We start from the raw sequence: 12817 nt of genomic DNA on the forward strand, positions 1-12817 counted from the left end.
GCCCCACCATTGAAGGTAAAAAGCAGTATCAATCGGCCTTTTTTACAATCAAAAACCTTCTAGCTCGGTAGCCTGGATGGAGCACAGCGGAATCCGGGATGGTTGGTACTCTGTTCCCCCCGGATTCCGTTACACTCCATCCAGGCTACGGACTAGGCAGTAACCTGCCAGCTCTCAGCAAGTAGCGGCTGCAGAGCGTCAGCCGCATCTTGAGGAGTAACATTACCAACCCCTGCAGGCACTTCGAAAATTGCCACCGCCCTCACCAGTTGATCCATTTGACTTCTCGGTGGGGCAAGGCCCCACCCTACGCCAATATGAAGAGGTAGGGTGGGGCCATGCCCCACCATTGAAGGTGAAAAGTAGTATCAATCAGCCTTTTTTTACAATCAAAATCTTCTAGAACTACCCATTTATCGGCTTTATCGCCTCAATGGTTGCCGAGACCACATAATCCTCAACACCACGCCCCGGTGCCCAATCACGAATAAAATCCCGTGATTCATCTTTGGGCTGGATGCGAATGGATTCAAAACCTGCCGCTTCTATCCACCCCTCCAGGGTTCCAATCAATGAAGCATTCCCCATACAACCTGCGATAAGCTGAGGATCATTTCGCATCTCTTCAGGTAACTCCACAGTTGCCACAACATCGGAGATCGCCAAACGGCCACCTGGTTTTAATACCCTATGTGCGTCTTTGAAGACCCTTGCCTTGTCTGGTGATAAATTGATTACACAGTTTGAAATGATCACATCTGCGGTGTTATCCGCAATCGGCAATGCCTCTATCTCACCGAGGCGGAACTCAACATTGTTGTAGTTTCCTTTTTCAGCATTACTTCGGGCTTTAGATAACATTTCAGGGGTCATATCGACACCGATCACAGCCCCCTCTTCCCCCACTTCAGCTGCGGCCAGAAAGCAATCGAAACCACCACCCGAGCCCAGATCCACAACGGTCTCTCCTGGCTGTAAAGATGCAATTGCCTTAGGGTTACCACACCCCAGTCCCATATCTGCACCTTTTGGCACATGCTGGAGGTCACTCTCGCTATATCCAAGACGGGTTGAAATCAGAGTATTGATCGAGGCATCGTCAGACACACCACAGCAACTTGACTCAACCCCACAGCAATCGCCTTCATTGTTGGCAATGGCAACCTGAGTATAGGCTTCTCGCACTTGTTGACGATGGCTATCATCACCAGCTTCATGTTTTGACTCTGTTCCACAACAGCTTGTTTTCTCAGTCATAAATCTTCTCCAGGTGTTACTCGGAATTCGTTTTTGAAAAAGTTACCGAGACTTGTAAGCGTCTCAGGATCGATCCAGCAAACTACGCGCTTTCCCTGCCGCTCCATTTCGATCAATCCCGATCGGTGCAGCTCTTTAAGGTGGTGTGAGAGTGTTGAAGGGGCTATTCCAAGTCCTTCGCCCAACTCTCCTACACTGAACGACATAGCCTGCTCTAAGTCACAACGGGTACCAGGCTGACAGCAACTGCTCAAGCGCTTAAAGATCTGCAGCCGATGGGAATTACCCAAAGCCTTGAACATCTCAGCCAACTCACCATCATCTTTTCTATACTTCGACATATTTCGAACTATAGAAGACAAAACTGTAAATGACAATACCTTTTAAGAAAATAGCTGCTGAAGTGAATGGAAACTACTTTTGAAGATTTTCTTCGCTTTTCATAAACCGGAATAAATTCAAGCAAGGTAGCCTGGATGGAGCACAGCGAAATCCGGGATGGTTGGTACGCTGTTACCCCCCGGATTCCGTTTCACTCCATCCAGGCTACGGACTAGGCAGTATCCTGCCAGCTCTCAGCAAGTAGCGGCTGCAGAGCGTCGGCCGCATCTTGAGGAGTAACATTACAACCCCCTGCAGGCACTTCGAAACTTGCCACCACCCTTACCAGTTGATCAACTTGACTTCTCGGTGGGGCATGGCCCCACCCTACGCCAATACGGACAGGTAGGGTGGAGCCATGCCCCTAACTGCTCGAACTGTAGGGTGGGGCCATGCCCCACCATTGAAGGCAAAAGCAGTATCAAGTGGCCTTATTTTTACAATCAAATTCTTCTAGCCAGGTAGCCTGGATGGAGCACAGCGAAATCCGGGATGGTTGGTACGCTGTTCCCCCCGGATTCCGTTACACTCCATCCAGGCTACGGACTAGGCAGTAGGGATGATTGGTGCACTGCTCTCCTGGATTTCGTTGCACTTCATCCAGGCTACGAGTTGCAGGCTTACGAGACCAGAACGGATAGAAGGCGGTATCTGGCAAAATGGTCTGATCTCACATCAGAACCGAGGCAACAAAAAACAGATCTAGACTGACTTACTCAAAAGCAGAACCGGAAGGACAGTCATGACAGAAGGTGATCCACCAGTAAACTAATCCTGGGTAGACCGGGCTTGATAAACAAGACCTCATATAAGGGTTGTAGTCTCCCCTGCTTCCGAGTTGCTTCAGGGGGTTACCCTTTAAAAACAGGCGCCGCAACAACTTCAGACCAGTTTCCTGTATTTACCCTCTACAACAGTGTGCTTGTGTCGGGATGATGGAGGTGTTGGGTTTAAAGTGCCATTCAACTGATGTGATATAAAAAACTAAGGAGGAGCTCAGATAGAGCAGAGGATTACCAGCGTCGAACCCGGCCGGTATCAAGGTGTAGAAATCCGGATTTCGGGTAGTAGCCAACACCTCCAGCCTTTAACGCGAGCGCACTCTCTCTGAGATACTTCAAGTCACAGTTGCAGAGCCTGACATCGATTGCCTTTCCCTGCATATGAAAACTCTTTTTAGCAACCCCATTGCTCTTGCTGCGTAACATCTGGTTTGTTTTAGGCGATCGATATGCTGAGATGATCTCATAGTCGCCTCTCTTGCCGACTTTTAGCTGCAACCCGTACAACAGATCCAACAGACCGGTGTCCATAGCCGCAATTTCACCAGTTCGGTGATCCCTCAACAAGTGATTAAGCTGCTGCAGCTCCTGATTGAGATAGTGACCATCACGCCAATAGGTGATCTTCTCTTTTTCACCGGTATGGGTATGGCGAAAAGAGAGTGTCCGTTGATTCTCCTGGATCAAACCAGCCATCAGCGGTGAGGCAACCAGCATACCCCCGACCGAGAGGCATCCACCTAAAAATGCTCTTCGGCTTAATCGGCTGACCGTTGAAACTTGAGAAATCGCCATGACTGTTTGTTCACTCTGCAGTAAGGAGTCGACGATATTTTCGGCAGTTTCTGAAGAAAATCCAGACAAAGTTCAATAAACAGCCTACAGGTACGCTGGGCGTGTGACTGAGGTCACAGTAACCTACTGAGCATTAAGGATTTAACCCATTGGAAACCAGGTAATATCGAGCCACACCGATGTTGATCTAAATCGATCTGTGGTGGATTATTGAAGTGGAAATTTAATAAACCGCCGCTTATCTATCAAGCAACAAGCCTTGTTGCTTCAATAGTAGCTTTTACCCTATTTTCAACTAACTTCAGAGAGAGGCCCCTGCTGGAGCAGCTGCGTACTCGGCAGTAAAATGGCCCATCCCCTCCCCCATGGACATCATCAACTGCCAATCCCGATGATAGATATCGGGGCGAAAATGGATCTGTCCAGACTCATCCACCCAGCTGGTAAAGTAGGTCAGATAGACAGCTATAGGATTTACCAGAGAGGTCAGGTGAGTATTATCTGAATCGAGTAACTCATCTACGGAGAGCTCTTGAGTAGTATGATCCTGCATCAGTAATCGAGCCAGTTGATCTGCTGATTCCACACGAATACAACCTGAACTGAGGGCGCGACTCTGGCGATTGAAGAGCCCCGGCGCAGAGGTATCGTGCAGATAGATATCATGCTGATTAGGCATATGAAATTTAATACGTCCCAGGCTGTTACCTGCCCCGGCTTCCTGCTTTAGCACAAAGGGGAAGTTATCCTCATGGTAATCCATCCAGTCGATTTGTGATGCATCGACCTCTTGCCACTCACCCCCTATCCTCTCGTAGACACTCATGCGTTTATGCTGCAGATATTCATGGTCTGACTGTAGCTTCGGCAATATATCCTTAACTGCAATCGATCTGGGCACTGTCCACTGAGGATTAAACACAAGATGGGTGACCGTGCTGTTAAAAGATGGGGTTTGTCGCTCTTTACGACCATTTACTGTTCGCACATGAAACAGTGTACGACCCTGATCAATCAACTCAATCTCGAAACCAGCGGTATTGACCAGCAGATAACGAGCCGCCAACTCATTGGGTAACCAACGCCAACGTTCCAGGTTGAGCCGAATTTGAGCGATACGGGTTTCAACGGAAACATTCAACGCCTGGCGTGTATCCTTGCCAAGAATGCCGTCATCTTTCAAGCCCATACGTCGCTGAAATTGGCGTAAATCCGCAGCTAAACTTTGATCAAAATAGTCAGCATCATTTACAGGTTGTTGTGGCCAACGCTGCTCAACTTCTAAACGCCTGCGTAGATCAGCGACATGAGCATGACGCGCTCCAGGGCGCAGTATCTGTTCACCCTGGAGTGAATCCCATCCGCCGTAGACCTGAATGGCCCGATAGTAATTCAGTGCTTGAGCAAGACGCCAGTAAGCGGCACTTGTCGGCTTGAGCTTAGCCAATAAAGCGGAGAGTGAGTGATCCCGCAGTGCGTCAACAAGAAGCGCCAATGGATCAAATTGGTCACCAGCAAGTTGCCACTGTGGATCAACCAGTTGTGGATCAGTACTGCCAAGGCGCATATCCTTTGCAAGACGCAGATAACCTTCAGTAAGCAGTAGTTCACGAAGAAAGCGATGACTGGGTTGAAAGCTATTTAACAGATAGCGTAATCGATCCACATGGTAGTCTCGTGGATTCAATCCCTGCTGAACAGACGACGCAAGCCACTCAAACAGCATCCTCCCCCGAGCGTTGAGTTGCCCTTCATCATGCCAGACAAACGATTGCTGCTGGGTCTCGTAAAACTGTTCCAATTGAGGCCAATCGAGCACTAACCCTTTAGGCAGATCTGTTATCAGAGGTACTACCAGCCCCTGTTTTTCTACCGCCAGAGTGCCGGCATTGGCCACGCCTAGCGAAGCCAAAAGCAGCAACACAAAAAAACCAATTCGACAACGCCTATATAGTTGCACCACCATACGACTCGCATACTGAATCATGATTCAATACTGTAAAATATCGTAAAAATCTCTTTAATAGCTTCTGGCTGGAAAAACTGGAGTGGCAGGCGACTCATATCAGACGGGATGTTTCGCCAGTACTAATAAAGCCTCTCTTCCCTGAAATTAGCCCACACATATCCTCTGAACCAGAATAATCAATGCTTACTTAAGCTTAGTGGAGAATGGGGAATAAAACAGTTTAGCCCTGCTAATAACAGGGTAAAGTTGAGAGTCCTTAAACTCTGTCAGCTATCTGAAAAATGTAGATTGGATTATTATATTTAAATAGTGTCTAGTTACAGGCTCTATTACTGTCGTCGACGCACTCACACATAGATCCACTATTTCCTATTCATATGTTACAAAGAATCCGCCAGATACTCCCCCTGCTATTTCTCTTTTTGGTCGCGGATATGCAAGCTATAGAGAGTCTGACAATCGGTGCCTTCACCAAGACACGCCAGGATATCGACTACCACCTCAATACCTTGGGGGTTTCCGCCTCACTCATAACGCCAGTAGGACTCTTCCGTTGTAAACCAGGTTTGCTGACTGGCGAGACAAGAATTGATTCGTTCAACAATATCGTTGGTATCTCTGATGTTCGGAATGCTGATTGGAAATCGTTCTCAGCACACGACCTAGAATGCCGTTACGGGGCAAAATGGGATACAGGCGAAGGTGTATTCAAGGCTGGATTCGGCATTCGTGATTATTTGGGTAAGACCGATGATGAGCCGGGTGGAAAGCATATTAGCATTGAAGGTATTGGCGCAATGATTGACTATGACAGTGATCAATTTGATGCCAGGCTGGAGTGGCAACGAGAGATCCACGACTATACGCTCAGACATCACACATCATTTGTCGACTATAACAGTCTGGTTGATGCAGCTGAAAACACCTTTGAAGCAACAGGCACTTACAACCAGCTCTATCTTCACACGAAGAGTATCAGTGGCAATAAGAACAACATCTATACCACCCCACTATTTCCGGACAACCGTTTTGATTATGACCATACCGATATTGCCGCTGGTCTCCATCTGAATAGTGAAACGGATGGCATAACCCTGATTGCTCCCATTTTTGGTTGGGGCTCCTATCGGGGTTCTTTCAATCCACTTGAGAGCGACGATGTTTTAAAAGGCATTGAGCTGGCAGGTCGATTGAATGGTCTTGAAATTGAATTGAATTTTGTGCGCCATGATGGCGAAGGTCAGCGACCCTATCTTCCCGCAACAGAAAAACTGACCGAGCGGAAAGAGAGCAATATAGTCACAATTGGTATTAGTTGGGATGATTGGCAGATGACTCTAGAAAACTCAAAATCGATCCACAAGGCCAATGCAACTATCGCTGACCCATTATATGTTGCCATACTCGGTGGTATCGGCCCCTATAACAACAAACGGGATGAGGACAAGTGGTCACTATCGATCGCCCTCCCTGTTGGAAAAGATATTACAGCTGACATCTCCTACTACCACTCGTTCAGAGAGGATCAGCAGTACAACCACCCTAAGCATAACTATACAGAGAGGGGCGGATCCCTCCACTTCAAAATGGGCATGTGAACAGATAGTTTATGCGGAAACGGCGGAGATAACCTCATTGATCTCAACCCGGTTGCGACCATTACTCTTGGCCCGATAGAGGGCATTGTCCGCAGAGGCAATGACACTATCAGGGGTCAGCGAAGATGCCAAACATCCAGAGCAGTAGAGACCAATACTGATTGTCACGCCAATCTCATCTCCATTGTTGGCAACCGATTTTGAAGCCATGGAGTGCCTCAGTTCCTCTGCAAGTTGTATCGCCCCATCAGGCGGGGTTTCAGGTAAGACCACGAGAAACTCCTCGCCTCCGATGCGTCCAACAATATCACCCTTGCGAAGACGCTCTTTGATGGTAGTCGCGACATGTTTCAACACCACATCACCCACCTGATGTCCGTGACGATCATTAACCTGCTTGAACAGATCCACATCTATAATCATCAAGCTTAGCGGCTGACCATCAGTTTCAGCTTTGGCAAATAGCTTATCCATGATTTCAAAGAGTGCACGTCGGTTTGAGAGTCCGGTCAAAGGGTCTTCGCGGGCCATGCGCCGATTCTGTTCAGCGCTCTGTTCAACCGTTGTCAATACAAAACCAAAAGCAAGAAAAAACATACCCAGATAGTTGATCATGTAGAACAGGGTTGTCAGAGTATCCCTGGACTGGAATGGCGAAACCTCATGCCATCCAAACCACAAAGATAAACCTCGATAGGTCATAGTCGACATGCCGACAACACAGGCTATGGCCATAATCATCCGGCCGCGCCCGACGAAAACATTACCCTTGCGCAACAACGCCCATAGAATCAAAGCAATCTGATAACTGAGGATAAACGAAGCGATGATGAGTCTGGCCGCCCTGTCATCAATCAGCAAGAGGCTCACAATCAGCATCAGCACAACCGGAATGATATAGAGTGCAGGGAGTAATTGTGCACGACGTATGTTGAGCACAGCCTTTAAAACCAAGGTAAGGGTCAATGCCCCCAACATATTACCAATACCGACTGCCAGGATCTCAGGAATGACATCTCGGGCACCGACCATAAGATAATAACCGCTATTCGCAACCAGTGCCCAGCCAAGCTTTGTCAATCCAGGTATTGACTGACGTAGTGCAACAATCACCACAGCAAAGGTCATCGCCAGATTGGTGACGACGCTGACAAAGTAGATGGATGGGATATCGAGTGTCATGCGAGGATAGGTTTGGTTTGCAAAAAGCTAAAAAAAAAAGAACACCTTGCTATAAAAAGCGCTTCCCTCGCTTGCTCGCATCATAGTTGAAAAGCTTTGGCTTGAACAGATAACCAGAGCAGACATTGAACCTAAAAAAATCAGTTGACCGCTCCATTCTAATGGCTGATTCCTGATTTTGTAGAAAATAGCTTCGATAGTCATGATCACCTGTTGGGTGAATCACGCTACAGCTTAAAATATTGAGGTTGCTGGAGACTTGCACTGCCAATCAACTCCCTGTTGATCGTCTCTGTCTTGGCAAATGAACCAGGATTGTAGTGATTTGGTGGGTGTTTCTTGCTAAGCCAACCCATTTTCTGGTAGGTATTGGCCACCATCTGGGCACAGAACGAATTCAACATACCGCTATCTACATCAGCCTGACCCTCTATCCAATGGAGAAACTCCTGCTTGGTTGGAGGAAAGGGTGTACCGTCATAGTCATACATCACTGACCAGAGTCTTTTCTCATCGATCTCTACCCCCTGCAATCTGGCGACAGCAAAACGATATTTTGAACCATCGGGGGAAGGATAGTACTTGTCCAGATTGGCAACATAGTCCGCAAGAATCAACAGATGGGTTCCTGGATGATCCGGATTCGACTCCTTGTCTATCTGATCGTCCATCTGATCTATCGTATCAGCGGTCCACAGATAGAGTTGAGGATCACCATGAAATCGGACAATCATCGCAGAGTGGCTGAAATCTGTCTCATCTACCTCTTCAATCAATCGACTCTCTGCTGCTGTACCACTACATAGCAATACAGATCCACAGCTAATCGTATCGGCTATTTCTGCAAGCGTTTTCAACTCTGCTGGATCATAGCCATCTGGCTGCTTATGTAACTTGACCGCTATCGCTTCTGCTTCTTCCAGAACATCCTTTATTATCGACATATCATGCCTCTTTGATTGTGGCTATTCAGCAGCGGTATCCTAACGGCCCACTAACCACTGTACACCGTTCCATTAAAGCTATGAAAGCTTTGCGGCCACTGTTCCAGATAGTTTAGATCATCAATACTTAAGTTTTTGGCCGATCGCATCGAATCGTTACATTTTCACCAACCGGCAGTTGCTTGTCACAACATATGCCATCACCGCTGTTTACGGCACAGGCAATGACCGCCTTATAGTTGACACTAGAATGCGCAGCCTTGAGATCCAATTTACCAAGCATGTCATTAGCATGAAAAGCAATCAGGTAGCCCGCAGGGTAGTGTTTGAATCCTAGCTCTTCAGGGGGCATATTAGGAACAGCATCATGAAAATTCACTACTCTCAGGTTTGTATCGGGTGTCTGAGTCCGGTAAAAATCGACGAATGCTCCATTGCCTACACGTGGTGATGCAAAATTGATGTTCTCACCAGTAACTTCCGGCCTGGAGAGGGCCAGATCCAGCATGAACAGTTGGCTCAATGCTCCCCCCAGACTGTGGCCAGTGATATAGACTTCACTGAGAGGCTTTGATGAAGCCAGATACTTGTCAATCAAAGCGAACAACTGCTGTTGCATCGAACTCACAGCGCCATATTCACCTCTGTAAATATCGTTGAATCCAGACTCGACCCAAACCTCATCTGGCACAACCACATCAGAGTCAAAGGGCACAAAAGCTTGCGGTTCGACACCACAATCATCGAGCATATCCAATACACTGTCTGTACCACGAAAAGCAAAAACATATCGCCAGGGGGCCTCGACAGAACGAAATACCAGGCCATAGGTTTCAACTTTTTTTCCCTCTCCAAACAGAGCATCCACACCACTCCAGGAGTCGAGCAGTTCAAATCCCATAGGGGGGGTTACATTTTCTGAAAGACACTGGTCAGCCTGGCTCTCTGAGAAGGCGTTATAGGCCTGTAAACTGCATTCGATCAACAGCTCAATACGACTAGAGTTGAGCTTGCGGATATCGTCGACATAAACCATTGAGTTGCCCTGCTCTATCCCTTCTCTGAAAAAGTGAATCAAGAGCACCTCTATTGATTGCTTGTGTCCTCTGCGTGACCTGAAGCATAGTAGACAAATCGATGAGAATTTATTTTAGCAGGGTTGCTCTCTGAACCGCTCAAGCCCGAAAAAAACCGAAGCTGATCACATCCTCGATCTTGTCACAGCCTGACAACACCATCAATAAACGATCCAACCCCAAGGCCACACCAGAACAGTGGGGCAATCCCTCAGAAAGCCCTTGTAGCAACCACTCATCCATAGGCAATGATGATCGTCCCGCTTCCAGTCTGCGCTGATTATCTTCAGTGAAGCGTCGTTTCTGTTCTTCCACATCATCCAGCTCATGGAATCCGTTTGCAATCTCAACGCCTGACATATAGAGCTCAAACCGTTCGGCTACCGCAGGTGACTGCTGCCTGACTTTTGCCAAGGCAGCCTGACTGGCTGGGTAGTCGTAGAGAAAAGTCATCTTCTGTTCGCCTAAATGGGGTTCGATCAAATGACTAAGCAACAGATCGAGCCAGCCATCCCGATCTAATACAAGATCCTCGACACCTGGTAGCTTATTTTCAATGGCACAAGCTCTCAACTGCTCGATATCAACGATATGTGGATCAATCTGAAGGAATTGTTGAAAAGCCTCTCGATAGGTCAGCTTCTCCACCGGCAGGGCTCTATCACTCACAGCATTGACTAAATCAGCCACTTCATTCATCAATCTGAGGTGATCGTATTCAGGCCGATACCACTCCAACAGGGTAAATTCAGGATTATGCCGACCACCCAACTCACCATCCCGGAACGCCTTACATATTTGATAGATTGGCCCACTACCGGCACAGAGCAGACGCTTCATTGGAAATTCAGGGGAGGTCTGTAGATAGAGCGCAAGACCCTGTGCGGCATCTGGCCCGGTATAGTTGGTGGTGAAACAATCGATGGCAGGATCGGTGTTGGCGTATCTGGAGCAGACAGGGGTCTCAACCTCGAGTACCCCCGCCTGCCAGAAATAGTCCCGAATATCACGTAACAACTTCGCCCGGCGACGCATCATTGCAAAGGAGGCCGAGGGCCGCCAATCATCATTCCAGGTCATCTCAAGAGATCACTCAAACAAGATCTGTCGTGAAAACAAATCGTGATCAATCTTCCTTGGCACGAGAGACATATTCACCAGAGCGGGTGTCGACTTTGATCAGCTCATCAATCTGCACAAACAGAGGCACACGTACCACAGCACCAGTCTCTAATGTCGCCGGTTTTCCACCACTGCCTGAAGTATCCCCTTTCAGACCAGGATCTGTATCGGCTACACTCAAAACCACAAACTTAGGGGGCTCAACGATAATCGGCGAGCCATTCCACAGAGTCACCTGACAGAGGTCCTGCTCCTTGAGCCATTTTGTAGCATCACTCACCGCTGCCTGGTCGGCACTTACCTGCTCGAAACTGTCAGGATCCATGAAGTACCAGAACTCACCGTCGTTGTAGAGGTACTGCATGTCGGTTTCATGGACATCAGCAGCTTCCACAGATTCACCGGATTTGAAGGTCTTTTCCAAAACCCGGCCGGTTTTGAGATTGCGTATTTTTACTCGATTGAAGGCCTGACCTTTGCCAGGCTTAACGAATTCGTTTTCAATAATAGAGCAGGGGTCGCCATCCATCATTATTTTCAACCCACCCTTAAACTCATTGGTGCTATAGCTAGCCATGTCATCCTCACGAAACAATTCAATTGCGGCGCACATCATACCTGAGTCGAGAGCCGGTGTGCAGGGATCAGTGTGGCAAGATGCTCTATCCCAGGGCTTTAGCGACCTGACAAGCCTGCTGGCGTATCTGCAACTCGATCCTGATCACGCCTTCAGCGCAACCCAGGCCCAGCGCCAATTTTCTATCAAGCTGCCCAGGGAATACGCTGCTCTGATGAACAAGGGAGACCCGGACGACCCCTTACTACAGCAAGTTCTCCCCTGCAGTGAAGAGATGATTGAATCCCCCGGTTTCGTTGCCGATCCAGTTGGCGACCTGGTAGCAAAACAGCAACCTGGACTGCTGCATAAGTACCAGGGCCGGGTGCTTATACTGGCCACCGGGGCCTGTGCCATACACTGTCGCTACTGTTTTCGACGTCACTATCCATACCAGAACGGTACAGCAACCCCACAGCAGTGGCAGCAGATCATCGATTACCTGAAGAAGCAGCCCTCAATCAACGAGGTGATTCTCAGCGGCGGCGACCCTTTAATGATCAATGATCAGCGCCTCAGCAACATGCTGCAGCAGTTACACGCCCTGCCGCAACTCAAACGCCTGCGACTGCACACCCGCCTTCCCGCGGTGCTACCCCAACGGATCACGCCAGCACTGCTCAACCTATTGAGGGATACCCCGTTGCAAACGGTTATGGTGCTACACGTCAACCACCCCAGGGAACTCTCACCAGCAGTGGCAGAGGCGTGTAGCCTGATGAAGCGCTCTCGCATCACGCTGCTGAATCAATCGGTACTTCTAAAAGGGGTCAATGATGACGCAGAAACATTGGTAAGTTTGAGTGAGAGGCTGTTTGAAGTCGGCATCATGCCCTACTACCTCCACCTGCTCGACCGGGTTTCCGGCGCTGCCCACTTCGAAGTGGAGCAGCAGATCGCAGAAGATCTCAAACAGCAACTGCTGCAACGACTACCCGGTTACCTGGTACCAAAAATGGTTCGTGAAATCGCCGGGGAAGCATCAAAAACGCCTATTTAACATCAGGGGTCGGAGTCGAGAGCGCCTGCATCGTGAATTTACCTCGAAAAAACGCATGTGCACTTCCCTAGCAAGCCACTCCGCCCTCGATTCGA

At 48.5% G+C, this 12817-nt stretch carries 12 protein-coding genes; 2 read left to right on the top strand and 10 right to left on the bottom strand.

What is annotated here, in order from left to right:
• Positions 1 to 152: 152 nt before the first annotated feature.
• The 5 genes from AC4IE7_RS03445 to AC4IE7_RS03465 all read right to left on the bottom strand — a co-directional run bounded on the left by AC4IE7_RS03445 (position 153) and on the right by AC4IE7_RS03465 (position 5202).
• Positions 153 to 278, bottom strand: a complete 126-nt coding sequence (locus AC4IE7_RS03445) for a hypothetical protein (RefSeq protein WP_490775409.1) — start codon at positions 276 to 278, stop codon at positions 153 to 155.
• 127 nt (positions 279 to 405) lie between these two features.
• Positions 406 to 1257, bottom strand: coding sequence for an arsenite methyltransferase (locus AC4IE7_RS03450; RefSeq protein ID WP_490775410.1), 852 nt, complete (start codon positions 1255 to 1257; stop codon positions 406 to 408).
• Positions 1254 to 1598, bottom strand: coding sequence for an ArsR/SmtB family transcription factor (locus AC4IE7_RS03455; RefSeq protein WP_490775411.1), 345 nt, complete (start codon positions 1596 to 1598; stop codon positions 1254 to 1256). The genes AC4IE7_RS03450 and AC4IE7_RS03455 overlap by 4 nt, the downstream gene beginning before the upstream one ends.
• Before the next feature lie 1053 nt (positions 1599 to 2651).
• A complete protein-coding gene (mepK, locus tag AC4IE7_RS03460; protein ID WP_490775412.1) occupies positions 2652 to 3215 on the bottom strand; it encodes a peptidoglycan L,D-endopeptidase MepK in 564 nt (187 codons plus the stop codon).
• Positions 3216 to 3516: 301 nt separating this feature from the next.
• Positions 3517 to 5202 (bottom strand): L,D-transpeptidase family protein, encoded by a 1686-nt coding sequence (locus AC4IE7_RS03465; protein WP_490775413.1) that lies wholly within the window; start codon positions 5200 to 5202, stop codon positions 3517 to 3519.
• A gap of 359 nt (positions 5203 to 5561) precedes the next feature.
• Here AC4IE7_RS03465 and AC4IE7_RS03470 point away from each other — a divergent pair, with 359 nt between their 5' ends.
• Positions 5562 to 6782, top strand: a complete 1221-nt coding sequence (locus AC4IE7_RS03470; protein ID WP_490775414.1) for a hypothetical protein — start codon at positions 5562 to 5564, stop codon at positions 6780 to 6782.
• A 9-nt stretch (positions 6783 to 6791) separates the two neighbouring features.
• Here the strand turns inward: AC4IE7_RS03470 and AC4IE7_RS03475 are convergent, their stop codons facing one another.
• The 5 genes from AC4IE7_RS03475 to efp form a co-directional block, all read right to left on the bottom strand.
• Positions 6792 to 7964 carry a GGDEF domain-containing protein gene (locus AC4IE7_RS03475; RefSeq protein WP_490775415.1) on the bottom strand — a complete coding sequence of 391 codons (1173 nt, stop codon included), beginning with the start codon at positions 7962 to 7964 and terminating at the stop codon, positions 6792 to 6794.
• Positions 7965 to 8191: 227 nt separating this feature from the next.
• The gene (locus AC4IE7_RS03480) at positions 8192 to 8908 is read right to left on the bottom strand and encodes a hypothetical protein (RefSeq protein WP_490775416.1); all 717 of its coding nucleotides are present in this window, start codon (positions 8906 to 8908) and stop codon (positions 8192 to 8194) included.
• 127 nt (positions 8909 to 9035) lie between these two features.
• Positions 9036 to 9986, bottom strand: a complete 951-nt coding sequence (locus AC4IE7_RS03485) for a lipase family protein (protein WP_490775417.1) — start codon at positions 9984 to 9986, stop codon at positions 9036 to 9038.
• A 97-nt stretch (positions 9987 to 10083) separates the two neighbouring features.
• On the bottom strand, positions 10084 to 11064 hold the full coding sequence (gene epmA / locus AC4IE7_RS03490) for an EF-P lysine aminoacylase EpmA (RefSeq protein WP_490775418.1): 981 nt from the start codon (positions 11062 to 11064) through the stop codon (positions 10084 to 10086).
• A gap of 46 nt (positions 11065 to 11110) precedes the next feature.
• Complete coding sequence (gene efp, locus AC4IE7_RS03495) at positions 11111 to 11683, bottom strand: elongation factor P (protein ID WP_490775419.1); 573 nt, start codon at positions 11681 to 11683, stop codon at positions 11111 to 11113.
• Between efp and epmB the strand changes: the two genes are divergently transcribed.
• On the top strand, positions 11682 to 12722 hold the full coding sequence (gene epmB / locus AC4IE7_RS03500; protein ID WP_490775420.1) for an EF-P beta-lysylation protein EpmB: 1041 nt from the start codon (positions 11682 to 11684) through the stop codon (positions 12720 to 12722). The genes efp and epmB overlap by 2 nt on opposite strands.
• Positions 12723 to 12817 lie beyond the last annotated feature (95 nt).

The sequence above is a fragment of the Candidatus Thiodiazotropha sp. AKAK3 genome (assembly GCF_058244645.1).